At 60.3% G+C, this 22,846-nt stretch carries 21 protein-coding genes and 1 pseudogene; 18 read left to right on the top strand and 4 right to left on the bottom strand.

What is annotated here, in order from left to right; genetic code table 11:
• Positions 1 to 100: 100 nt before the first annotated feature.
• Positions 101 to 1,141, bottom strand: a complete 1,041-nt coding sequence (locus G5179_RS17350; RefSeq protein WP_421206264.1) for a LacI family DNA-binding transcriptional regulator — start codon at positions 1,139 to 1,141, stop codon at positions 101 to 103.
• Positions 1,142 to 1,432: 291 nt separating this feature from the next.
• Between G5179_RS17350 and G5179_RS17345 the strand changes: the two genes are divergently transcribed.
• From G5179_RS17345 to bacA, 5 genes and pseudogenes are all read left to right on the top strand, one after another.
• Positions 1,433 to 2,527 carry a 1,4-beta-xylanase gene (locus G5179_RS17345; protein WP_421206265.1) on the top strand — a complete coding sequence of 365 codons (1,095 nt, stop codon included), beginning with the start codon at positions 1,433 to 1,435 and terminating at the stop codon, positions 2,525 to 2,527.
• A 65-nt stretch (positions 2,528 to 2,592) separates the two neighbouring features.
• Positions 2,593 to 3,939 carry an MFS transporter gene (locus G5179_RS17340; protein ID WP_227341614.1) on the top strand — a complete coding sequence of 449 codons (1,347 nt, stop codon included), beginning with the start codon at positions 2,593 to 2,595 and terminating at the stop codon, positions 3,937 to 3,939.
• Positions 3,940 to 4,201: 262 nt separating this feature from the next.
• A complete protein-coding gene (locus G5179_RS17335) occupies positions 4,202 to 4,525 on the top strand; it encodes a SemiSWEET transporter (protein WP_421172454.1) in 324 nt (107 codons plus the stop codon).
• A 34-nt stretch (positions 4,526 to 4,559) separates the two neighbouring features.
• Positions 4,560 to 4,691: pseudogene (locus G5179_RS17330) on the top strand (galactose-1-epimerase); the annotation flags it as partial.
• A 112-nt stretch (positions 4,692 to 4,803) separates the two neighbouring features.
• Positions 4,804 to 5,619 carry an undecaprenyl-diphosphate phosphatase gene (gene bacA / locus G5179_RS17325; RefSeq protein WP_069527669.1) on the top strand — a complete coding sequence of 272 codons (816 nt, stop codon included), beginning with the start codon at positions 4,804 to 4,806 and terminating at the stop codon, positions 5,617 to 5,619.
• A 66-nt stretch (positions 5,620 to 5,685) separates the two neighbouring features.
• On the opposite strand, the gene G5179_RS17320 is transcribed toward bacA, so the two are convergent.
• The 3 genes from G5179_RS17320 to G5179_RS17310 all read right to left on the bottom strand — a co-directional run bounded on the left by G5179_RS17320 (position 5,686) and on the right by G5179_RS17310 (position 7,650).
• Positions 5,686 to 6,381: a ChrR family anti-sigma-E factor gene (locus G5179_RS17320; RefSeq protein ID WP_421258803.1), complete on the bottom strand. Its 696-nt coding sequence runs from the start codon at positions 6,379 to 6,381 to the stop codon at positions 5,686 to 5,688.
• Entirely contained in the window at positions 6,374 to 6,943 is a 570-nt protein-coding gene (locus G5179_RS17315) for a sigma-70 family RNA polymerase sigma factor (protein ID WP_005342561.1), read from the bottom strand. The genes G5179_RS17320 and G5179_RS17315 overlap by 8 nt, the downstream gene beginning before the upstream one ends.
• A 140-nt stretch (positions 6,944 to 7,083) precedes the next feature.
• Positions 7,084 to 7,650 carry an LON peptidase substrate-binding domain-containing protein gene (locus G5179_RS17310; RefSeq protein ID WP_040069721.1) on the bottom strand — a complete coding sequence of 189 codons (567 nt, stop codon included), beginning with the start codon at positions 7,648 to 7,650 and terminating at the stop codon, positions 7,084 to 7,086.
• A gap of 310 nt (positions 7,651 to 7,960) precedes the next feature.
• Between G5179_RS17310 and argS the strand changes: the two genes are divergently transcribed.
• The 13 genes from argS to nirC all read left to right on the top strand — a co-directional run bounded on the left by argS (position 7,961) and on the right by nirC (position 22,834).
• A complete protein-coding gene (gene argS, locus G5179_RS17305; RefSeq protein ID WP_421258802.1) occupies positions 7,961 to 9,706 on the top strand; it encodes an arginine--tRNA ligase in 1,746 nt (581 codons plus the stop codon).
• 3 nt (positions 9,707 to 9,709) lie between these two features.
• Positions 9,710 to 10,552, top strand: coding sequence for an SPOR domain-containing protein (locus tag G5179_RS17300; protein WP_421258801.1), 843 nt, complete (start codon positions 9,710 to 9,712; stop codon positions 10,550 to 10,552).
• A 35-nt stretch (positions 10,553 to 10,587) separates the two neighbouring features.
• On the top strand, positions 10,588 to 10,782 hold the full coding sequence (locus G5179_RS17295) for a DUF1737 domain-containing protein (RefSeq protein ID WP_216952631.1): 195 nt from the start codon (positions 10,588 to 10,590) through the stop codon (positions 10,780 to 10,782).
• Between the two features lie 186 nt (positions 10,783 to 10,968).
• Positions 10,969 to 11,502 (top strand): ATP-dependent protease subunit HslV, encoded by a 534-nt coding sequence (gene hslV, locus G5179_RS17290; protein ID WP_005342555.1) that lies wholly within the window; start codon positions 10,969 to 10,971, stop codon positions 11,500 to 11,502.
• A gap of 66 nt (positions 11,503 to 11,568) precedes the next feature.
• Entirely contained in the window at positions 11,569 to 12,897 is a 1,329-nt protein-coding gene (hslU, locus tag G5179_RS17285) for an HslU--HslV peptidase ATPase subunit (RefSeq protein ID WP_005340773.1), read from the top strand.
• A gap of 248 nt (positions 12,898 to 13,145) precedes the next feature.
• Positions 13,146 to 13,787, top strand: a complete 642-nt coding sequence (locus G5179_RS17280) for a TetR/AcrR family transcriptional regulator (protein WP_421204075.1) — start codon at positions 13,146 to 13,148, stop codon at positions 13,785 to 13,787.
• An 85-nt stretch (positions 13,788 to 13,872) separates the two neighbouring features.
• Positions 13,873 to 14,841, top strand: a complete 969-nt coding sequence (hlyD, locus tag G5179_RS17275; protein WP_421236191.1) for a secretion protein HlyD — start codon at positions 13,873 to 13,875, stop codon at positions 14,839 to 14,841.
• Entirely contained in the window at positions 14,838 to 16,607 is a 1,770-nt protein-coding gene (locus G5179_RS17270) for an ATP-binding cassette domain-containing protein (RefSeq protein WP_421258800.1), read from the top strand. Before hlyD ends, G5179_RS17270 begins: the two co-directional genes overlap by 4 nt.
• Positions 16,604 to 17,713 carry an ABC transporter permease gene (locus G5179_RS17265; RefSeq protein WP_421258799.1) on the top strand — a complete coding sequence of 370 codons (1,110 nt, stop codon included), beginning with the start codon at positions 16,604 to 16,606 and terminating at the stop codon, positions 17,711 to 17,713. Before G5179_RS17270 ends, G5179_RS17265 begins: the two co-directional genes overlap by 4 nt.
• A 3-nt stretch (positions 17,714 to 17,716) precedes the next feature.
• Positions 17,717 to 18,805 (top strand): ABC transporter permease, encoded by a 1,089-nt coding sequence (locus G5179_RS17260; protein ID WP_005355575.1) that lies wholly within the window; start codon positions 17,717 to 17,719, stop codon positions 18,803 to 18,805.
• A 295-nt stretch (positions 18,806 to 19,100) separates the two neighbouring features.
• A complete protein-coding gene (gene nirB / locus G5179_RS17255) occupies positions 19,101 to 21,647 on the top strand; it encodes a nitrite reductase large subunit NirB (protein WP_421258798.1) in 2,547 nt (848 codons plus the stop codon).
• On the top strand, positions 21,647 to 21,964 hold the full coding sequence (gene nirD / locus G5179_RS17250; RefSeq protein ID WP_039039697.1) for a nitrite reductase small subunit NirD: 318 nt from the start codon (positions 21,647 to 21,649) through the stop codon (positions 21,962 to 21,964). Before nirB ends, nirD begins: the two co-directional genes overlap by 1 nt.
• 57 nt (positions 21,965 to 22,021) lie before the next feature.
• A complete protein-coding gene (nirC, locus tag G5179_RS17245) occupies positions 22,022 to 22,834 on the top strand; it encodes a nitrite transporter NirC (protein ID WP_421258797.1) in 813 nt (270 codons plus the stop codon).
• The last annotated feature ends 12 nt before the right edge of the window (positions 22,835 to 22,846 follow it).

Below are 22,846 nucleotides of genomic sequence, written 5' to 3'. Positions count from 1 at the left end.
ATTCTTACCGCCAACCACACAACTTGGCAGGCATGACGGGAACATATGGGCACGCCCTGTGGCATAAGGAACCACTACGCAACAGGTCATCGAGAGAGGATCAAATTTTGTTAACTGGCTGACCCTTGGTCGAGGCACGGATCAGCAACTCCCCTTCCAGCTTCATCAGTAAAGCGATGGGCTTCTCTCCTTGGGCCAGTTGCAACAAGGTGTCCACCGCCAGTTTACCCATCTCGTCGTAAGGTAGTTCGATAGAACTCAAAGGGGGCTCCATTTCGCAGGCCAGCATCTGGTTATCATGGCCCGCCACCAGAATGTCTTCCGGGATGCGCAATCCCGCCTCGGCTATCGCCTGGTAACAACCCTGAGCCATGTAATCACTGCAACAGAAGATACCATCAGGCGGCTGAGGCAGCGCCAGCAGTTGTCGAGTCTGTTCATAAGCCTCATGTAGCGACCAGTTGCCCACACGCACCCATTGTGGATCCGGTATCAAATCGTGGTTGATCAACGCCTGACGATACCCCTCCAGCCGCAGACTATTTGCCTCCATCCATGGCTCCCCCTGAATAAGAGCCACTCGTTTGCAGCCTTGCTCCAACAGGTGCGCCGTCACCTTGTAACCCGCCAGCTTATCGGCAGGCAGGATGGAATAACTTTCGGACGAGCCACTGCCCTCCAGGTAGCAGTTGAGCAAAACGGTAGGCACCTGCGGGGAGAGCTCCATCTCGGCAAGTTGTCGTGTCATGGAAGAGGCAAAAATCATCCCCAGATAATCCCCCTGATTGATCTCCTGCTCGATCAACTTGGTGAGCTCCGCGCTGTTGCGATAATCGAATGTAACCAGCATGCGATCTGCCTCCCAAGCGCGTTCATTGCAGGCATTGATCGCATCTAGAAAAGGGTCATATGGAGTCAGGCCATTGAAAACAAAAGCTATTTTTCTAGCAGATGGTCCCTTGGATAGATATTCAGCTCGCTTATGCTGGTAACCCAGTTCGGCCGCTTTTTCAAGCACTCTACGCCGCGTTTCCTCCGCCAGTTTGATGGTGGTTGAACCATTGAGCACCAGTGAAACCGTTGATTGGGAAACACCTGCAGCTGCAGCGATGGCGCTCATGGTGATGCGTTTACTATTCATTGATATGGCCATAGTTTGAGCAGTACCGCCCAGATAATAATATTAATTATTTATCTTTTATCATGACTCATGATTACGGACATGAGCAAGCAGCACAACAGCCCACAAGGACGATAGAGGGTTTTCGGTTATCGTCCCGAGTACAGATGGCTCGCCAGCCATGCCTGTTAACCCCCTAAATTTGTTCATTTTGTGACTAATACCTGAATTCTATCCTTCATGATTTGCAACTAAAGATATTAGCTAATATTAATTGCTGTAGGTTTAAATAATTAGTTGCAAGGATATCCGATGGCGATACAACAGTGGTCAACAGAACGAGCTTGGCAATGGTGGAACAAACAACCTTGGCTATTGGGCTTCAACTATCTCCCCCGCACAGCGGTCAACTGGACCGAAATGTGGCAGGGAGAAACCTTCGACCCAGTCATCATTGACCAGGAACTGGGTTGGGCCAACAAACTGGGCTACAACACCCTGCGAACCAATCTGCCCTTTATCGTCTGGCAGCATGATCGGGATGGCCTGCTCGCGCGCATTGAGCAGTTCCTTGGCCTGTGTAGCAAGCACAATATCCGCGTGATGATGACCTTGATGGATGACTGTGGCTTCTCCGGCGATCACCCCTATCTGGGCCGCCAGCAACCACCTCGGGAAGATGTACACAATAGCCAGGCGGCGGCCAGTCCCGGTCGGAATGTCGTCATTGACCCGACCCAATGGCGCGAAGTGGAACACTATATTCGCGACCTGATACGTACATTTGCACAGGATGAGCGGATCTTTATCTGGGATCTGTACAATGAGCCGACCAACCGGGGCATCTTTTCGGAAGGCGATGTCGAGGTGCGTTTCGATGAGTCGCTGGAGACATATGCCCACTATCTGATGGAGTTGGCTTTTGTCTGGGCCCGAGAAGAGAACCCCTCCCAGCCACTCACCGTCGGCGCGTGGCATGCACCCTACAGCATCGGTCAGGGGGATTCGGAATTTACTCCGGAAAACACCTTTACTCATCCGACCGACCTGCGCGCTATGGAGCTATCGGATGTCATCACTTTCCACTCCTATCAGCGTATGGAGGGGCTGAAAATCTCTCTGGATGTGGTCAGCAAATATCGCCGTCCGCTCCTCTGCACAGAGTGGCTGGCCAGGCATGTCGGCAGCGTGATGGAACAACAACTGCCACTCTTCAAAGAGTTAAAAATAGGTGCCTATCAATGGGGTCTGGTAAAAGGGAAGACGCAAACTCACCTGCCATGGCCTTTCGTTCGCAATATCGACCCCGATTTCCGCAGGGTCTGGTTTCACGACCTGCTGGAGGAGGATGGTACCCCCTACTCTGCCAGTGAAATAGAACTGCTCCGCACATTGACCCGTTCATAACGCAAAAGAGGACGCCACCCTAGTGGCGCCCCTCACAACACATTCATGTTGGGAAAGGTTGGCAGATGACAGATCAAAAGATACACAATAGAGAGCTGGTGGGATATTTCAGCTATGCCGTCGGGCAATGCCTCAGTTTCGGCCTGGTGGGATCATTTATCCTCTATTTTTACACCGATATCCTTGGAATATCGCCCGCTGCAGCTGGGGCTATTTTCCTCATTGCCAGAGTATGGGATGCCATCAACGATCCTATTATCGCTGGTTATATGGACACTCTTAATTTCAAACGTGGCAAATTCACGCCATATATGCTTTTCGTTCCCTTCTTGATTGCCGGGATCACCTCTCTCAGCTTCATTGGCATGGATTTACCCATGACCACCAAGGTAGCTTATGCAGCAGTCACCTATATCGCGTGGGGGATGATATACACCTTGTCTGATGTACCTTTCTGGACCATGTCATCGGTCATGAGCCAAGAGCCACAGGAGCGAGCCAAGGCCGTAACCGTCGCCATGTTGGGCGTCAATATCGGCATTGGCAGTGCTTCCATCATATTCCCGAAGCTCACCGAACTGTTTGCTGCAACCAGCAGCACCAAGGGCTACATGGAAGGTGCCATCTGCCTGATGCTGATCGCCCTGCCGCTGATGGTGCTCGGAGCAAGCCAGATGAAAGAGCGCATCAAGCCCAATCCGAATGACAAGATCACCATTAGGGACTCTTTCCGCGTCCTGCGTTCCAACAAACCGTTGGCGTATGTACTTGGCGCCTTTTTCTGTAACGTGTTCTTTAATCTGGCCACCGGGCTCTACATTTTCTTCTTCACCTACAACATGGGTGATGCCGGGCTGCTCTCGGTGATGGGCTCTATCGGTGTGGCAACCTCTATGGCCTGTATGCTGATGCCGATATTGACCAGCAAGCTCAGGAAACGTGATCTCTTCCTGCTACTCACTCTGCTGGAGATTGCATTACGCATCGGTTTCTATACGACAGGCTACGACAATCTGATAATGGTGTTCGGCTTCCTCGCCTTGATCCATGCGGCCAACGTCATCACCAATCCGCTTATCTCGGCCATGTTGAGTGAGACCATCGAATATGCAGAACTAAAGTCTGGCCGCCGTTGCGCTGCCATCGCATTCTCGGGGCAGACCTTTACCGGCAAACTGGCTTGGGCCATCGCAGGTGGTATTTCCGGTACCCTGCTGATCTGGCTTGGCTATCAACCGAATGCGGCACAGACTCAGGCTACGATGGACGGACTATTTATCTGTATATCACTTGTGCCGATATTGGGTAGCATATTACGGGTGATGATCATGACCCGCTACAATTTCACCGAAGATAAGCACGCCAAAGTACGTCATGCTCTAAATAAATGGCGTTCCATTTCGTCTCTTTAACATAAAAACAATGAATGCTTTACCATAAAATATACGCCAGTCGAATTGAGCGCCTCTATCCATTCAACTTGACTGGCAAATTCCATTCAAGAACATGAAAACTACAATGATTGATAAATTATTTTTTCGTTGCATTGCGCATAGGAAAAGCAATCAACATAAGTTACATGAATCATCGAAAGCCACTGGGTAAACTTTTGCTGAAGTATATTACACGATAATAAATATCCATTGCCTCCATTGGTCTTTGAGGAGTTCAAATTTGTCGGTTTATTTCTGGCACAATATCGTTATTGTGCCAATCGCTCTCTGCGTTCTGGTTTTCTGGCTCGACACCGCCAACCTCGGTCTCTGTGCAGCCTTTCTGACCACAGGATCTTTTGCCTTGCAAGTTATACACATAATAAAGACCCAAGAAACCAGGGCCATCTCAACCAATATGTATCTGGTCTTCAGCTGTGGCGTACTTCTATGGTTGATCTACGGCCTGCGCACTAACGACATGCCCATCACCATAGCAAACAGCATCACTCTCGCTCTGGCCTGCGCCGTCCTGATGCTCAAGCTGCGTAACGAAAGGAACTGATGAGCATTCATACAACCTGGGGCTGGCACTCGGGGATCACGACGGCTTCTGTCTTGAGACGCAACAGCTGCCGGACAGCCCCAATCGGCCCGAGCTGGGCAACCCCTGGCTGCTGCCGGGCGGGCGTTATCACCACCAGACCCGCTACCGTTTTATCCGCGACTGACTTAAAGGTTTCATGATTTTTACATAGCCTCAGCAGTCACTATCGAGCAAGATAAGCCGCCCCGAGCTCCTTCCGGGGCGTTTTTGCATCAACGTAGCAAGGATTCTGTTCGATGACTGACACCTATAGCCTGCTGGTCGCCTTTATTCTGGGCGTCGTCGAGGGGCTGACCGAGTTCCTCCCCGTCTCCTCCACCGGCCACATGATTATCGTCGGCCATCTGCTGGGCTTTGAAGGGCCCAAGGCTGCCACTTTCGAAGTGGTGATCCAGCTTGGCTCCATACTCGCCGTAGTCGCCGTCTTCTGGCGCCGCCTGTTTGGCCTGATTGGCATCCACTTTGGCCAGAAGCCGTCCCGGGATCATGCCACCCTGTCGCTGATCCACGTCATCCTCGGCATGCTGCCCGCCATCGTGGTCGGTCTGGCCATCCACAGCTGGATCAAGGCCAACCTGTTTGGTCCACAGACCGTAATGTACGCGCTGGTCGCGGGGGGCATCCTGCTCATCATCGCCGAGAAGTTCCGCCCGGCCGTCACAGCCGAAACCCTGGATGACATCAGCTACAAACAGGCGTTCGGCATCGGTCTGTTCCAGTGTCTGGCGCTGTGGCCAGGCTTCTCACGCTCCGGCGCCACCATCAGTGGTGGCATGCTGATGGGGATCAGCCGTCACGCCGCCGCCGAGTTCTCCTTCATCATGGCGGTGCCCATGATGGTGGCGGCCAGCGGGCTTGATCTCTACAAGAGCCGCGATTTTCTCTCGATGGCCGACTTCCCGATGTTTGCCGTGGGCTTTATCACCGCTTTCGTGGTAGCGATGTTTGCGATCAAGACCTTCCTGACATTGATCCGCCGCATCGACTTTATCCCGTTCGCTATCTACCGCTTTATCGTGGCATTCGCCGTCTATCTGGTGTTTGTCGCCTGACCGGCAACCAGCAATCAAATGAAAAAAGGGACCAACTTGGTCCCTTTTTCTATGGCGTCATGGTGCTCAATAGAGGTGCTGGCTGATGCCGTTCAGCAGCCGCGACAGCCCTTTGGTGAACTGCACCGGCGCATCCTGCACCGTGTAGCAGAGGCAGCCATCGGGCGTATGCGGACTGTGTGAGTGGCTGGCATCACGCCAGATGAAATCCCCCGCCTTGTAAAGGGTATCGCCATCCTGAATATTGCCCGCCAGCAGCAGGGTCAGCTCATAACCCTGATGGGTGTGCTCGGGGATGCGGCCGCCCGCTTCGATATGGAGCAGGCTGGCGCGCGCCCCCATCTCGTCCAGCGGCAGACTCTGCTGACGAATGGCCCCGATATGGCGCCACTTGGGCGAACGATAACGGGCCAGCACCCGTGGCAAACGGTAGGCGTGACCGGCCACCTCCAGCTCGCCGGGCTGTGCTCGGGGCTGGTCATATGTTGACTCGGACAGGGGCTCTGCCAGCGGCTGCGCCAGAATATCCGCCAGCATGGCGTCGAATCCGGCGTCCAGTCCCACTTCATCCCGGGAGTCCGCCTCGGGCTCTGCTGGCGAGGCAAGATATTGCTGCGCCAGCTCCTCTTCGAATGTCTTCAGTCGGGCAGCACAATCGGGGCAGAGTTCACAGTGAGCGGAGAGCCCCACCGCCAGCGGCAGAGGGAGCTCGTCGGCGGCGAAGGCGCGCAGCATAGGGTTGGTCGGATGGGCTTTAATCATGGCCTTGCTCCACTTGCTCTTTCAGTTTCTGTAACGCCAGCCGGAGGCGGGACTTGATGGTACCGAGCGGCACGCCAAGGCGCTCCGCCAGCTCCTGCTGGGAGAACTCCTGCAGATAGATGCCACGCACCACCTGCTGTTGCGGCTCCGGCAGGGTGCCCAGATAGTGGGCCATCTGACGGGTCAGCACCGCATCTTCCCCGCCGCTCAGATGCTCCTCTTCGGCCTGAAACTCCAGCACGGGCCACAGCTCCTCGGCACAGAGATCCTCCTTGCTGGCACGACGACGACGCAGCATGTCGAAGCACTGGTTGCGCATCACGGTGTAGATCCAGGTAGTCGGCGCTCCCTTGTCGGGGTGGTAGAGGCGCGCCTTTTGCCATACCAGCAGCATGGTCTCCTGCACCAGCTCCATGGCGTTGGCTTCGCTGCCGAGGTGGCGCAGGCCGTAGCTGCGAATGCGCGGCGCAAAGTGTTGGAACAGGCGGGCAAAAGCAGCCTTGTCGGCCTGCTCTGCCACCCTGATCAGCAGAGATTTGAGGTCGCCATCCGGGTTATCCATCACGGGCGAGGTCCTGCGTATGGTCGAGTGTGGTTGGCCAGTATATGCCATTGCGCCATCCCTTTGGTGTGCTGTCGAACATGCTGTGGTGATGACTTGTACGGCGCTGCGGCGCTGGCGGATCAGCGGGTCAGAAAAAATCAGTGGCTGGCCACCAGCACCCCCTTGAGCAGGGCGATGGCGGGCTGATTGTCGGCGGCAGCCAGCAGCAGTTGCTTCTGCTCGGGGGGGATCGGCAACACCTCCAGCCAGCGCTGGGCCACCCAGTTGCCATCGTCCCAGCAGGGGGCAGGATAGAGGGCGGCATAGTCGGGATAATCGGCAAACACCTCCCGCAGCGCATCAACCAGTGGCAGTTGATCGGGATGGAGCCGGCGGGGCGGCCAGGCCGTCAGCGGCGTCACCTCGCCGATACGCAGGCCATCCTGCTCCTGCCACAGATCCTCTATCTGCACCCGCTCCACCCCCTGCACCGTGATCCCCAGCATGCCGTCCGGCAGCCGGTCGAAATCGATGATGGTGACCCGAGTGGCGATGGGCAGCATGTTGCGCAGGGCGTCGGGCTGGCGAGGGTCCACCATGCAGAGGGCAAAGCCGGACTCCCCCGCCTCGGCGATCATCCGCTGGTATCTCGGTTCGAAGATCCGCAGCGGCATGACACCGCCTGGCAGCAGGTGGGCAGATAGGGGAAACAGCGCCAGTCGCATCGCAAACTCCTCGGTTGGGAACCTCTGTTGATACGCCGGGCCAGAGGGAGGAGATCATTCCCGTCAGCGGAAAGGAAAAACCCTTAACAATCAGGGGAAAATAGCCTGGACAAGCCGCTTCGATATGCAGTAGAAATGGATAAGCACCGTAATTTCCGCCCAATATTCTGGAATATGGCGCCAAACGCAGTGAAATATCCGCCCAACAGCGAGCGGCGGGTCATCCCTATAGTTTTCTCGGGCCGATGCGGGTAAAATTCACGCCCTTATATATCAGTCATTTTTCGACGCGCAACCTTGGTGGTCAGTTATGAAAGAGCATATTCATCATCTACTTGAACAAACGGTAGCCAATCTCAAGTCAGCAGGCGTCCTGCCGGCGGACCTGGAAGCCCGCGTGCAAGTAGACCGATGCAAGGAAAAAGCTCACGGCGACCTGGCTACCAACCTGGCCATGCTGCTGGCCAAACCGGCCCGCAAGAATCCCCGTGAGCTGGCGTCTGCCATCATCGAGCACCTGCCTGCCTCCGACCTGATCGCCAAGGTCGAGATCGCCGGTCCCGGCTTCATCAACTTCTTCTTCGACCAGCGCTGGCTGGCCGGTCAGGTCGAGGCCATGGTGACCTCTGCCAACGCCAACGTACGGTTGCCCGCGCCACAAACCGTGGTGGTGGACTACTCCGCCCCCAACGTGGCCAAAGAGATGGCGGTGCACCACATCCGCTCCACCGTACTCGGTGACGTGGCTGCGCGCGCGCTGGAATTCCTCGGCCACAAAGTGATCCGTGCCAACCACATCGGCGACTGGGGCACCCAGTTCGGCATGCTGATCGCCTATCTGGAGAAAATGTCCAACGAGCACGCCAGCGACATGGCGCTCAAGGATCTGGAAGCCTTCTACACCCAGGCCAAGCGTTGCTACGACGAAGACGAAGCCTTCGCCGAGCGTGCCCGTAACTACGTGGTCAAGCTGCAGGGTGGCGATGAGTACTGCCGTACCATGTGGAAGAAGCTGGTCGACATGACCATGGAACAGAACCAGATCAACTACGACCGCCTGAATGTCTCCCTGACCAACAAGGACATCATGGGCGAGTCCATGTACAACGACATGCTGCCGGAGATCGTTGCCGACCTGAAAGCCAAGGGGCTGGCGGTCGAGAGCGAAGGCGCCACCGTTGTCTTCCTGGACGAGTTCAAGAACAAGGATGGCGAGGCCATGGGCGTCATCATCCAGAAGAGCGATGGCGGTTTCCTCTACACCACCACCGACATCGCCTGTGCCAAATACCGTTATGAAACCCTGGGCGCCGACCGTGTCATGTACTTCATCGACTCCCGTCAGCACCAGCACCTGATGCAGGCCTGGACCATCACCCGCAAGGCGGGTTATGTGCCGGAATCCGTGCCGCTCGAGCACCACGCCTTCGGCATGATGCTGGGCAAGGATGGTCGTCCCTACAAGACCCGCTCCGGTGGTACCGTCAAGCTGGTTGATCTGCTGAACGAAGCGGAAGAGCGCGCCGCTGCGCTGCTGGAGAGCCGCAACAGCGACCTCTCTGCCGAAGAGAAAGCCCAGGTGGTCAACGCCATCGCCATGGGCGCGGTCAAGTATGCGGATCTCTCCAAGAACCGCACTACCGACTACATCTTCGACTGGGATCTGATGCTGTCGTTTGAAGGCAACACCGCCCCTTACCTGCAGTATGCCTACACCCGTATCCAGTCCATCTTCCGCAAGGCTGGCGTCGATGCCGCTACCCTGACCGGCAATGTGACCCTGAACGAGGAAGCAGAAGAGGTGCTGGCCCAGAAGCTGATCCAGTTCTCCGACGCTGTCAACGGCGTGGCCGACAAAGGCATGCCGCACCTGCTCTGTACCTACCTGTACGAGTTGTCCGGCAACTTCATGACCTTCTATGAAGCCTGCCCGATCAACAAGGATGGCGTGGACGAAGCAACCCGTCAGAGCCGTCTGCTGCTGTGCGCCGCCACCGCCAAGGTGCTGAAACTGGGCCTCGGCGTACTGGGCATCCATACCCTGGAGCGCATGTAATAGATGGCAACCCGGGATTATGTCGGCAGCCGCCCGCGACGTCGGGCGGGTGGCCGCAATACCAAGAAAGCGGCCCCTCGCCGCTTTCCTGTTATTCCAGTGCTGCTGGTCGTGGCACTGCTGGCAGGCTTTGGTGGCTTCCTTTACATGATCAATGGCAAGGGCAGCGACGCCCCCACCATCGAAGAGCAGGTAAAGGCCAACAAGCCAAAACCACAGAACAACGGGTTGCCACAGGAGAAGTGGAGCTACATCGAACGGCTTGAGAACAAGCAGGTCGATGTTATCGAGCCACCGCCCCAGCCGGGCGTGCTGCCACCGCCCCCCGCCGATACTCTGACCCTGCAGCCGGAAAAGCTGCCGCAACCGGTACCGACCGACATTCCCCAACCGGGGACGCCCATCGGCCAGTCCAAACCCTATCAGACCAATCCGGCGACCACGCCTGACAACGGTGCGCCCGTTGCCAGCGCTCGGGAACAGGTGATCGATCGCCAGGCCGAACGGGAGCGAATGGAGCGGGAGATCCGTGCCGAGCTGGAGCGGGAGCAGGCCGAAGCGGCCAAGGCCAAAGCGGCTAACCCGCCAGCCCAGACCGCAGCCGCCAACAGCGGTCGCTATATGATGCAGTGCGCGGCTCTGCGCTCGCAGGATTCCGCAGAGTCGCTCAAGGCACGTATCGCCTTCACCGCCGGTCTCTCTTCCAGCCTGCAGGTGGTCAACACAGCCAACGGTACCGTCTACAAGGTGATGGTGGGCCCCTTCAACGGCAAGGCGGCCGCCGACGCGGCCAACGGCAAGCTGCAGAGCTCCGGCATCAGCGGCTGCATTGCCAAGAAGGGTTAGCATACTGTCAGGCTGAACCAGCAGAGAACCAGAACATGACAAATTCGAAACAGCCACCAAATGGCCTTCCGGTTTACCGCTTGATTACTGGGCCTGATGACGCGACATTTTGTTTTCGTGTCAGCGAGGCACTAGCTCAAGGCTACACGCTGTATGGTTCTCCCTCGGCGACGTTCAATGGCCAAACTGTGATCGTGTGCCAAGCGGTAGTCTGGTCTGAAACAACATAATGCGGACAGTGTGCAGCAGGGCCGGGTGGCAACACCCGGCCCTGCTCTTTTGGTGTCACTCGCACCCACGCTCTTTATTACCCCGTTTATCCCGACCAAAGGCAGGGTTGAAAAGCCCGTTTGCCATCCCCATCTTTCTTGCCATGCACAGTCAGGCCGTCATTCGGCTCAAGCGAGGTAAGTAAAGTGACTACCATAGTTTCAGTTCGCCGCAACGGTCAGGTCGTCATCGGTGGCGATGGCCAGGTCTCTCTTGGCAACACCGTCATGAAGGGCAACGCCCGCAAGGTTCATCGTCTCTATAACGGCAAGGTGCTGGCCGGTTTCGCTGGCGGTACCGCCGACGCCTTCACCCTGCTCGAGCGTTTCGAAGCAAAACTGCAGGCCCATCAGGGTAATCTGGAGCGCGCCGCCGTGGCGCTGGCCAAAGATTGGCGCACCGATCGCGCTCTGCGCCGCCTCGAAGCACTGCTGGCCGTGGCCGACGAACACAAATCCTTCATCATCACCGGCAACGGTGACGTGGTGCAGCCGGAGCACGATCTCATCGCCATCGGCAGCGGCGGCAACTTTGCCCAGTCCGCCGCCATCGCCCTGCTGGAAAACACCGAGCTGGATGCCAGGACCATTGTCGAGAAGTCCCTCAAGATTGCGGGCGACATCTGCGTCTTCACCAACGGCAACCACACCATCGAAGTGCTGGACTACGCCGCCAAATAAGGCCACCAGCCAAACCCAATTTCCCAAGGGGTGGGCACTGCCCGCCCCGGATACAGGAACACCATCATGTCCGAGATGACCCCGAGAGAAATCGTCCACGAGCTGGATCGTCACATCATTGGTCAGGCCGATGCCAAGCGCGCCGTTGCCGTTGCCCTGCGCAACCGCTGGCGCCGGATGCAGCTCAACGAAGAGATGCGCCATGAAGTGACCCCGAAAAACATCCTGATGATCGGCCCGACCGGTGTCGGCAAGACCGAGATCGCCCGTCGTCTGGCCAAGCTGGCCAACGCCCCCTTCATCAAGGTGGAAGCGACCAAGTTCACCGAAGTGGGCTATGTCGGCAAGGAAGTGGACAGCATCATCCGCGATCTGACCGATGCCGCCATCAAGCTGGTGCGCGAAACCGAGATGGAGAAGATGAAATACCGCGCCGAAGAAGCCGCCGAAGAGCGCATCCTCGACGCCCTGCTGCCCAACCCGCGCAACACCTGGGGTGAGGAAGAGAAAGCCGACAACTCCAACACCCGCCAGATCTTCCGCAAGAAACTGCGGGAAGGTCAGCTGGATGACAAGGAGATCGAGCTGGAGCTCTCCGCCTCCCCGATGGGCGTCGAAATCATGACCCCGCCGGGCATGGAAGAGATGGCCAACCAGCTGCAGGGGCTGTTCCAGAACCTGGGCCAGAACCAGAAGAAGAAGCGCAAGATCAAGGTCAAAGAGGCCATGAAGGCGCTGATCGAAGAGGAAGCGGCCCGTCTGGTCAATCCTGAAGAGCTGAAGCAGAAAGCCATCGCCGCTGTCGAGAACAACGGCATCGTCTTCCTCGACGAGATCGACAAGATCTGCAAGCGCGGCGAGAGCTCGGGCCCCGATGTCTCCCGTGAAGGGGTACAGCGCGACCTGCTGCCGCTGGTCGAGGGCTGCACCGTCAACACCAAGCACGGCATGGTCAAGACCGACCACATCCTGTTTGTCGCCTCCGGCGCCTTCCAGATCGCCAAGCCGTCCGACCTCATCCCCGAGCTGCAGGGCCGTCTGCCGATCCGGGTCGAGCTGACCGCCCTGACCACAGATGACTTCGAGCGCATCCTGACCGAACCGAACGCCTCCCTGACCGATCAGTACAAGGCGCTGATGGCCACCGAAGGGGTCAATATCGAGTTCACCAAGGATGGCATCCGCCGTCTGGCCGAAGCGGCCTGGCAGGTCAACGAGCGTACCGAGAACATCGGTGCCCGTCGTCTGCACACCGTGATGGAGCGCCTGATGGAAGATATCTCCTACGACGCCTCCGAGAAGTCCGGCGAGACCTTTGTCATCGACACCGACTACGTCAACGCCCATCTCGGTGCGCTTGTCGAGGATGAGGATCTGAGCCGCTTTATTCTGTAAGCGCGATCGATGGATCTGAAAACGCCTCCCTTTTGGAGGCGTTTTTATTTCTCCACCGCCTCCGTCATCTACACGGATTCTGGCCCTTATCTGCGGCAACCCATTAAATCAAAAGACGTTTTCAAACCATCTCTTTCGAATGCCCGCCGTTTTTCATCCCTGCTGAAATCTGCTCAAAAAAAGATCTATCAACTTCTGTGTGATTGATTTATACATATGTATAAATCTGTGCAGCAGGAACCAGAAAGATGAATCCAACCCGGCAGAAACTGCTCGATACCGGCCTCGCCATCGCCACCGAGAAGGGGCTGCGCGGCCTGACGGTGCGCGAGCTGGCGGCGGCGGCCGAAGTGAACCTCGGCTCCTTTGTCTACCACTTCGGCAACCGCGACGCCTTTATCGACGAGCTGGTCGAACTCTGGTACGCCCCCCTCTATGACGAACTCAAGGCGGTGGCAGCCAAGGGCTCCTACCCCTCCGCCATCGCCATGTTCGAGGCCACCATGGAGGCGCTGATCGGGCTGGTGGCGCGCCAGCGCGGCTTTATCAACCACCTGTTTGGTGATGCGCTGGCGGGCGAAGGGGCAGCCCAGCGTTTTCTGCTCAGCCTGCCGCGCCGCCATCCCCTGCTGCTGATCGAACAGGTACGGATGGCACAGGCGGAAGGTTCGCTGGTCGCGGGTCACCCGCTCCAGCTGATGATCTTCATCATGGGGTCGGTCGGCCTGCCGCTGGTGATCGCCGGCAGCGGTCGTCAGCTCGGCTGGCTGCCCGAACAGGCCGGCCCCTTTCTCAGCCAGATAGACAGCCCCGAGGCCGCCAGACAGCGGCTGGTATGGGCCCTACGCGGCCTGCGCCCCACCGACATGAAGGAAGGAGAAGCGGCATGAAACAACGCATCGCGATGGTAGCTCTGCTGCTGGCGGTTCCCAGTGGTTACCTCTGGTTACAGCGCCATCCTCAAGGAGAAGCGTTATGAAGCAACGCATTGCCATCGCAGCCCTGCTGCTAACCGTTATCGGTGGCTACCTCTGGTGGCAGGGGCGCCCGGCTGACGGCTCCATCCTCTACGGCAACGTCGATATTCGCGACGTCAATCTGGCCTTTCGGGTCGGCGGCCGCGTCGATCAGATACTGGTCGATGAGGGGGATAGGGTAAAAGCCGGTCAACTGCTGGCCCGCCTCGATCCGGTTCCCCTCACCCACAGCCGCGACAGCGCCCGCGCCAATCTGGCCGCGCTCACTGCCGCCAACACCTTGATCCACAAAGGCTATCGCAGCGAAGAGACCGACCGCGCCCGGGCCGCACTGGCCGCCGCCGAAGCCGCTGCACTGGAAGCCGACCAGCAGTGGCGCCGCCAGAGCGCATTGGCCGCCACCGGCGCCATCTCCCGCGGTCAGCTCGATACCGCCCGCTCCCAGCGGGATCAGACCCAGGCGCAGGTACGCTCGGCACGCGAACAGCTCGCCCAGCTCGAAACCGGCTACCGCCCGGAGGAAATCGCCCAGTCCGATGCCCAGCTGGAAGGGGCCAAAGCGGCGCTCGCCAGTGCCGAACTGGCGCTGGCGGATGCCAGCCTGACCGCCCCCAGCGACGGCATCATCATCAGCCGCGCCATCGAGAACGGCAGCATGGTGCAGAGCGGAGCGACCGCCTTCAATCTCTCCCTGACTGCGCCGGTCTGGGTGCGCGCCTATGTGGAAGAGCCCTGGCTCGGCCACTTCCCGAGCGGCGCCAAAGTGACCCTCACCACCGACTCGCGGCCGGACAAGCCCTATCACGGGGTGGTGGGATTTGTCTCGCCGACCGCCGAGTTCACCCCGAAATCGGTGGAGACGCCGGACCTGCGCACTCACCTCGTCTACCGGCTGCGCATCGTGGTGCAGGATCCCGACCCGGCCCTGCGCCAAGGGATGCCGGTCACCGTCAGGCTGGCGCCATGAGCTGCGCCATCTCCCTTGAGGGGCTCACCAAACGCTTTGGCGAGCGGGTCGCCCTCAACGCCATCTCGGCCACCATTCCGGCTGGCGGCATCACCGGGCTGGTCGGCCCCGACGGCGCCGGCAAGAGCACTTTGCTGCGCCTGCTGGCCGGTCTGCTGATCCCCGAAGCGGGCACCATCCGGGTGCTGGGGCTGGATCCGGTGAGCGAGGGGGATCTGCTACGCCAGCGCCTCGGCTACATGCCCCAGCAGTTCGGCCTCTACGAGGATCTCAGCGTGCTGGAGAACCTCACCCTCTACGCTGACTTGCGCGGCGTACTGGAGCCCGAACGCACGCCCACCTTCGCGCGGCTGCTCGCCTTCACCGATCTTGCCCGCTTCACCGCACGACCGGCAGGCAAGCTCTCTGGCGGGATGAAGCAGAAACTCGGGCTGGCCTGCGCCCTGCTCGGCACCCCGGATGTGCTGCTGCTCGATGAACCCGGGGTCGGGGTCGATCCCATCTCCCGCCGCGCCCTCTGGCAGATGGTGCGCGAGCTGGCCAAGGGGGGGATGACGGTGCTCTGGAGTACCGCCTATCTCGATGAGGCGGAGCTGTGCGACCACGTGCTGCTGATGGCGGATGGCGAGGTGCGCACCAGCGGCACGCCGGCCGATCTGATGGGAGCCATGGCCAGCCGCTGCTGGCTGCTGGAGGCGGGGCAACTGGATGGCCGCGAGCGGCGCGCCCTGCTGCGCCGGGCACTGGCTCACCCGGCGGTGATGGATGGCGCGGTGGCGGGGGAGCGGGTGCGCCTGCTGCTGCACCCGGGCATGACGCCCCCGCCGCTGGCGGAGCTGCAGCTGGCCAACGGAGCTTTTCAACCGGCCCAGCCGCGGCTGGAGGATGCCTTTATTGACCTGCTCGGCGGCGGCCCCGGCGGGGAGTCGAGTCTGGCGGCGGGGATGCGGGAGGCCGAACTGCCGCAGGGGGTCTCCCCCGAGGCGGTGATCGAGGCGCGCCACCTCACCAAGCTCTTCGGCGATTTTACCGCCACCGATGATGTCAGCTTTGCGGTGCGCCGCGGCGAGATCTTCGGCCTGCTCGGCCCCAACGGGGCGGGCAAGTCCACCACCTTCAAGATGGAGTGCGGCCTGCTGCGCCCGAGCGAGGGACAGGCGCTGGTGACCGGCATCGATCTGGCTCACAGCCCCTCGGCGGCGCGCCAGCGCCTCGGCTACATGGCGCAGAAGTTCTCCCTCTACAAGCAGCTCACCGTGGCCCAGAACCTCTCCTTCTTCGCCGGTATCTACGGCCTGTTCGGCCGCCACCAGCAGACGCGGATCGATGCCATGGTGACTGCCTTTGCCCTCGCCCCCTGGCTCGATCAGAAGGCGGAATCCCTGCCGCTCGGCCTGCGCCAGCGCTTATCGCTGGCCTGCGCCCTGCTGCACGAGCCGCCGCTGCTGTTTCTCGACGAGCCCACCTCCGGGGTCGATCCGGTGACCCGGCGCGAGTTCTGGTCTCACATCAACGCGCTGGCCGACCACGGCGTCACAGTGCTGGTCACCACCCACTTTATGGACGAGGCGGAGTATTGCGACCGCATTGCCCTCATCTATCGCGGCAAGCTGCTGGCGCTCGGCACTCCGGACGATCTCAAGGGGCTGGCCGCCAAAGAGGCGGCGACCTCTTTGCCAACCGGCTCCTTGCCGACCTGTTCTTTGCCAACAATGGAAGAGGCCTTTATCACCCTGGTCGAACGGGCCAGCGAGGAGGAAGCATGAGCATCAACCGTCGGCGACTGCTGGCCCTCTGCCGCAAGGAGACGCTGCAAATCGTCCGTGACCCAAGCAGCATCCTCATCGCCTTCATCATGCCGGTGGTGCTGCTGGTGGTGATGGGTTACGCCATCAATCTGGATGTGGACCACCTGCGCCTCGGCATCTGGCGTACCGATAGCGGCGCCCCGGCGGTGCGGCTGGAGCAGGCCCTGCGCGGCTCAACCGCGCTGGAGATCCACAGCGGCCCGAGCAGGGAGTCCCTGCTCGCCAGTCTGGCCCGTGGCGAGATCCGCGGCCTGCTGGTGATCGATGACGGCTTCTCCCGCGCCATGGCCGGTCAGAGCAATGGCACGCCGCAGGCGCTGCTGCTGACTGACGGCTCCGAGCCCAACACCGCCAACTTCGTCACCAACTATGTGCAGGGGATCTGGCAGGGGTGGCTCGCCGGCGAGGGGGTTGCCATGCCGGTGTCGATAGAGAGCCGCGCCTGGTTCAACCCGGCGCTGGTGAGCCGCAACTTTCTGGTGCCGGGCTCCATTGCGGTGGTGATGACCAGCATCGGTGCCCTGCTCACCTCGCTGGTGGTGGCGCGGGAGTGGGAGCGTGGCACCATGGAGGCGCTGCTCGCCACCCCGGTCACCAAGGGGGAGCTGCTGCTCTCCAAGCTGTTGCCCTACTACGGCCTTGGCATCATCGCCATGCTGCTCTGCCTGCTCTTCTCGGTGGCGGTGATGGGCGTACCGTGGCGCGGCTCCCTGCTGCTGCTCTTTCTGGTCACCAGCGTCTTTCTCGGCAGCGCCCTCGGACTCGGGCTGTTTCTCTCCACCGTGATGCGCAGCCAGTTCAACGCCGCGCAGGCAGCGCTGATCGCCGCGTTTCTGCCCGCCGTGATGCTGTCGGGCTTCGTCTTCGAGATCGCCAGCATGCCACCGCTGCTGCGGGCCATCACCCACCTCATTCCGGCCCGCTACTTCGCAAGCTCCCTGCAGACCCTCTATCAGGCGGGCAGCGTCTTCTCGATCCTGCTGGTCAACGGTTTCTGTCTGCTGCTGCTGGCCGGTTTCTGGCTGGCCCTGACCGCCCGCAAGACGCGGCGCACTCTGGAGTAACCCATGCTGATCCGACTCTGGTGGCTGATCCGAAAAGAGCTGCAGGCCCTGATGGGCAATACCCAGGGGCGCTTTCTGCTCATCATGCCGGTGCTGCTGCAAACCGCCCTCTTCCCGTTCGCCGCCACTCTGGAGGTGACCGGCAACACGCTGGCCATCTACAACCAGGATGGCGGTGCCCAGAGCCGCGAGCTGCTGGAGCGCCTCACCCATATGCCCGCCTTCACCACCATCATCCCGGTGCAGGGCGAGGCGGGCATGACCGAGGCCATCACCGGGCAGCAGGCGCTGCTCGGGCTGATTATTCCGGGGGATTTCTCGCGCCGGCTGGCGCGGGGCGAACCGGCCAAGGTGCAGCTGATTATCGATGGCCGTCGCTCCAACGGCGGTCAGGTGGCGGCTGGCTACATCAGTCAGGTTATCGCCCGCTGGCAAAGTGAGGGCAAAGGGCAACCCGAGCTGGCGGTACGTAACCTCTACAACCCCAACGTCGAGTTCCACTGGCATATCCTGCCAGCGCTGGTAGCCATCATCACCACCACCGGCTGTCTGATTGTCACCGCCCTCTCGGTCGCGCGGGAGCGGGAAGAGGGCACCTTCGATCAGCTGCTGGTCTCGCCCCTCACCGCGGGCTGGATCATGGCGGGCAAGGCGGTGCCCGGCATCATGGTGGCGGTGGGACAAGGGTGCATAGTCGCGCTGGCCGCCCGTTTTGTCTTTCACCTCCCCTTTGCCGGCAGCCTCAGTCTGCTGATGGCGGGCATGGTCTGCTACGGGCTGGCACTGGCCGGGATCGGGCTCTTCATCTCGTCGTTCTGCTCGACCCAGCAGCAGGCCTTTCTCGGGGTCTTCTCCTTCACCGTCCCGGCGGTGATCCTCTCGGGCTACATCTCACCGGTGGAGAACATGCCGCAGGTGTTCCAGTGGCTGGCGGCCATCGACCCCCTCACCCACTTCATCGTGCTGCTCAAGGGGGTCTTTTTGAAGGGGTTCGACTGGTCGGCCGCCTGGCCCCTGCTCTGGCCGCTGCTCGCCATCGCCGGCGTCACCCTGTCGCTGGCGCTCGCCATGTTCCGCCGCCATATCGCCTGACGTGCAGCCTTGCTCGGCTGATGCCGGTCTCGCCCAGTGCGAGATCGGCTTTTTCCGACAGAAGTTTTCACTCCCCGGCTTTTGCTAAAGCGCTCTTGCTCTCCACCACCCCTCACTCCAAGCCAGCGCAGAAATCATCAACTGGTATACCTATTTTTGTATATCTTTGAATTTTATCGAATTACCCCTGACGAGATATATAAATAGACACTTGATTTGCATCAATTGCCCGCCCCGACTGACTGGGTAGCCTAGCCCCAGAATGATGTTTTATTACTCCAAACTAGAGGCAATCATGAGCAAAGTCAGACTGGTCGTTGTGGGCAACGGCATGGTGGGGCACCGCTTCATCGAAGAGTTGATCGAGCGGGCCGAGCCGGGCCGCTACGAGATCACCGTCTTCGGTGCAGAACCCCGTCCCGCCTACGATCGCGTCCATCTCTCCTCCTACTTCTCCCATCACACCAGCGAAGATCTCTCCCTCGTCAAACCCGGTTTCTACGACAAGCACGGCATCCGCCTGCTGCTCGGCGAAGCGGTGAAAAAAATCGACAGGGCCAACCGCGAAGTGCACTCCAACAAGGGCTCTGTGGTCGGGTACGACAAGCTGGTGCTGGCCACCGGCTCCTACCCCTGGGTGCCGCCCATTGCGGGCAGTCAGCACCACGAGTGCTTCGTCTATCGCACCATCGAGGATCTGAAAGCCATTCGCAGCGCCGCCAGGAGTGGCAAGAGCGGGGTGGTGATCGGGGGCGGTCTGCTTGGCCTTGAAGCGGCCGGTGCCCTCAAGGCGCTGGGTCTCGAGACCCACGTGGTGGAGTTTGCTCCTGTGCTGATGGCCGAGCAGCTCGACGGTCAGGGCGGCCAGCTGCTGCGCCGCAAGATCGAATCCATGGGCGTGCAGGTACACACCAGCAAGAGCACCAGCGAGATCCTGATGCATGGCGGTGAGCAGGCGAAACACCGCCTCGCCTTCGCCGACGGCAGCCAGCTTGAAGTGGACGTAGTGGTCTTCTCCACCGGTATTCGCCCGCAAGATACTCTGGGCCGTTACGGTGATCTCGCCATCGCCGAACGCGGCGGCATCGTCATCGACGATCACTGCCTCACCTCCGACCCCGACATCTACGCCATCGGCGAGTGCGCCGCCTGGCAGGGCCGCTTCTTCGGGCTGGTGGCGCCGGGCTACAAGATGGCCCAGATCACCGTCGACCATCTGCTCGGCGGCGACAGCCGTTTCGAGGGGGCGGACATGAGCGCCAAGCTCAAGCTGCTCGGCGTCTCCGTCGGCTCCATCGGCGATGCCCATGGTCGCACCCCAGGCAGCCACAGCTATGTGTTTCAGGACGATCAGGCTGGCGTCTACAAGAAGATCGTGGTGAGCGAAGACAACAGCCGATTGCTCGGCGCCGTGCTGGTGGGTGACGTGGAAGATTACGGCAACCTGCTGCAGATGATGCTCAACGCCCTGCCGCTGCCGAGCCACCCGGATACCCTGATCCTGCCCGCCTACGCCGGTGCCAAACCGACGCTGGGGGTAGATGCCCTGCCGGAAAGCGCCCAGATCTGCTCCTGCTTCGACGTCTCCAAGGGCGACATCGCCAAGGCCGTAGCCGAGGGTCACACCACGCTGGCCGCCATCAAGCAGCACACCAAGGCCGGTACCGGCTGCGGCGGCTGTGTGCCGCTCATCAGTCAGGTGCTCAACGCCGAACTGGTGAAGCAAGGCATCGAGGTCAACAACCACCTCTGCGCACACTTCCCCCACTCCCGTCAGGAGCTGTTCCATCTGGTCAAGGTGGAGGGGATCAGGAGCTTCGACGAGCTGCTGGCCAAGCACGGTCAGGGCTATGGCTGCGAGGTGTGCAAACCGACCGTCGGCTCCATCCTCGCCTCCTGCTGGAACGAGCATGTACTGAGCCCGCGCAACATCCCGTTGCAGGACACCAACGATATCTTCCTCGGCAACATGCAGAAGGACGGCAGCTACTCCGTCATCCCGCGCATGGCCGGTGGCGAAGTGACTCCGGAGGGGCTGCTGGCGGTGGCCGAAGTGGCCCGCGACTACAAGCTCTACACCAAGATCACCGGCGCCCAGCGCATCGGCCTGTTCGGGGCCCAGAAGGATGATCTGCCTGCCATTTGGCGCAAGCTGCTGGCGGCGGGCTTCGAGACAGGTCAGGCCTACGCCAAGGCACTGCGCATGGCCAAAACCTGCGTCGGCAGCACCTGGTGCCGCTTCGGCGTGCAGGACAGCGTTGGCCTCGGGGTCTTCCTCGAGAACCGCTACAAGGGCATTCGCACCCCGCACAAGATGAAGTTTGGCGTCTCCGGCTGTACCCGCGAATGTGCGGAAGCGCAGGGCAAGGATGTCGGCATCATCGCCACCGATGCGGGCTGGAACCTCTATGTGGGCGGCAACGGCGGCATGAAACCGCGCCACGCCGATCTGCTGGCTTCTGACCTTGACCGCGAAACCCTCATCAAGCTGATCGACCGCTTTATGATGTTCTACGTCACCAGCGCCGACAAACTGCAGCGCACATCGGTCTGGCTCGGCAATCTGGAAGGGGGCGTCAACTACCTGCGCGAGGTGATCGTCGACGACAAGCTGGGGCTGGCCGAGACGCTGGAGCGCGATATCCAGACCCTCATCGACAGCTACGAGTGCGAATGGTCGCGCACCCTTAATGAAGAGGAGGCGCTCAAGCGCTTCAGCCACTTCATCAACAGCGACAAGCGTGACCCGGACGTCCAGTTCGTCAGCGAACGCGACCAGCACCGACCGGCGACCCCGGCCGAGCGCATCCCCGTCTACCAGATCGAAGTGGAAACCAAATGATGAAATTCGCCTGCCAACTCAACGACATCCTGCCGGGCACCGGTGTCTGTGCACTCATTGAAGGTCGCCAGATTGCCCTGTTCCGCCCGAGTGCGGCCGCCGAGGTGTTCGCCATCGACAACCGGGATCCCTTCTTCGCCGCCAACGTGCTGTCGCGGGGCCTGATCTGCGAACACGACGGCGAGCTCTGGGTGGCCAGCCCGCTCAAGAAGCAGCGCTTTCGCCTGAGCGATGGCCACTGCTTCGACAACCCTGCGATGTCGGTGCAGAGCTATCCCGTTGAAGTGCGCGATCAGCAGGTCTGGGTCGCCGTCTAAAGCCAAATTCACTCTCTTTCGGGCTGCCAGAGGGCAGCCCTTTCAAGGACTCACAAGATGTACACGGAAACCATCAGCAAGTGCGCCACCAACGCGGCCCGCATCAACCGCTTCGAGCGCAGCGACAAGCTCGGCTTCTGGCTCAGCTCCGCCATGGCGGGGGCCTATGTGGGCCTCGGCATCATCCTTATCTTCACCCTCGGCAATCTGGTGGATCCCGCCATCCGGCCGCTGGTGATGGGGGCCACCTTCGGCATCGCCCTGACCCTGGTGATCATCGCCGGCTCCGAGCTGTTTACCGGCCACACCATGTTCCTCACCTTCGGGGTGAAGACGGGCAAGATCACCATGGCCGACCTGCTGCGCATCCTGCCGCAGACCTGGGCCGGCAACCTGATTGGCTCCATCGTGGTGGCGCTCATCTACTCCTACGGCGGCAGCCTGCTGCCGGATGCGGGCAGTCTGGCCCACAAGGTGGCACTGGCCAAAACCCAGGCACCGGCCCTGACCCTGTTTATGAAGGGGATCCTCTGCAACTGGCTGGTCTGCCTCGCCATCTGGATGGCGCTGCGCACCGAAGGAGCCGCCCGCTTCATCGCCATCTGGTGGTGCCTGCTGGCCTTTATCGCCTCCGGCTACGAGCACTCCATCGCCAACATGACCCTGTTCGCCCTCTCCTGGTTTGGCGTCCACTCGGAGGCCTACACCCTAGGCGGCATCGGCCACAACCTGCTGTGGGTGACCCTGGGCAACACCGTCTCCGGCGCCCTCTTTATGGGCCTCGGCTACTGGTATGCCACCCCCAAGGCCGAGCGACCGGTCGCGGTGAGCGAAACCACCAGCACCGCCAACCAGACCCGAACCGCCTGATCCGGAGGCCCC

This window comes from Aeromonas sp. 600886 (assembly GCF_049174935.1).
Taxonomy (GTDB): domain Bacteria; phylum Pseudomonadota; class Gammaproteobacteria; order Enterobacterales; family Aeromonadaceae; genus Aeromonas; species Aeromonas veronii_A.
Note: the sequence above shows the minus strand (reverse complement) of the source record. Positions and strands in the feature narration are given on the sequence as shown.

Bases quoted from the DNA above. Each gene is read 5' to 3' on its own strand.
- G5179_RS17350 (WP_421206264.1), bottom strand. From the start codon at position 1,141: ATGAATAGTAAACGCATCACCATGAGCGCCATCGCTGCAGCTGCAGGT.
- G5179_RS17345 (WP_421206265.1), top strand. From the start codon at position 1,433: ATGGCGATACAACAGTGGTCAACAGAACGAGCTTGGCAATGGTGGAAC.
- G5179_RS17340 (WP_227341614.1), top strand. From the start codon at position 2,593: ATGACAGATCAAAAGATACACAATAGAGAGCTGGTGGGATATTTCAGC.
- bacA (WP_069527669.1), top strand. From the start codon at position 4,804: ATGACTGACACCTATAGCCTGCTGGTCGCCTTTATTCTGGGCGTCGTC.
- G5179_RS17320 (WP_421258803.1), bottom strand. From the start codon at position 6,381: ATGATTAAAGCCCATCCGACCAACCCTATGCTGCGCGCCTTCGCCGCC.
- G5179_RS17315 (WP_005342561.1), bottom strand. From the start codon at position 6,943: ATGGATAACCCGGATGGCGACCTCAAATCTCTGCTGATCAGGGTGGCA.
- G5179_RS17310 (WP_040069721.1), bottom strand. From the start codon at position 7,650: ATGCGACTGGCGCTGTTTCCCCTATCTGCCCACCTGCTGCCAGGCGGT.
- argS (WP_421258802.1), top strand. From the start codon at position 7,961: ATGAAAGAGCATATTCATCATCTACTTGAACAAACGGTAGCCAATCTC.
- G5179_RS17300 (WP_421258801.1), top strand. From the start codon at position 9,710: ATGGCAACCCGGGATTATGTCGGCAGCCGCCCGCGACGTCGGGCGGGT.
- G5179_RS17295 (WP_216952631.1), top strand. From the start codon at position 10,588: ATGACAAATTCGAAACAGCCACCAAATGGCCTTCCGGTTTACCGCTTG.
- hslU (WP_005340773.1), top strand. From the start codon at position 11,569: ATGTCCGAGATGACCCCGAGAGAAATCGTCCACGAGCTGGATCGTCAC.
- G5179_RS17280 (WP_421204075.1), top strand. From the start codon at position 13,146: ATGAATCCAACCCGGCAGAAACTGCTCGATACCGGCCTCGCCATCGCC.
- hlyD (WP_421236191.1), top strand. From the start codon at position 13,873: ATGAAGCAACGCATTGCCATCGCAGCCCTGCTGCTAACCGTTATCGGT.
- G5179_RS17270 (WP_421258800.1), top strand. From the start codon at position 14,838: ATGAGCTGCGCCATCTCCCTTGAGGGGCTCACCAAACGCTTTGGCGAG.
- G5179_RS17265 (WP_421258799.1), top strand. From the start codon at position 16,604: ATGAGCATCAACCGTCGGCGACTGCTGGCCCTCTGCCGCAAGGAGACG.
- G5179_RS17260 (WP_005355575.1), top strand. From the start codon at position 17,717: ATGCTGATCCGACTCTGGTGGCTGATCCGAAAAGAGCTGCAGGCCCTG.
- nirB (WP_421258798.1), top strand. From the start codon at position 19,101: ATGAGCAAAGTCAGACTGGTCGTTGTGGGCAACGGCATGGTGGGGCAC.
- nirD (WP_039039697.1), top strand. From the start codon at position 21,647: ATGAAATTCGCCTGCCAACTCAACGACATCCTGCCGGGCACCGGTGTC.
- nirC (WP_421258797.1), top strand. From the start codon at position 22,022: ATGTACACGGAAACCATCAGCAAGTGCGCCACCAACGCGGCCCGCATC.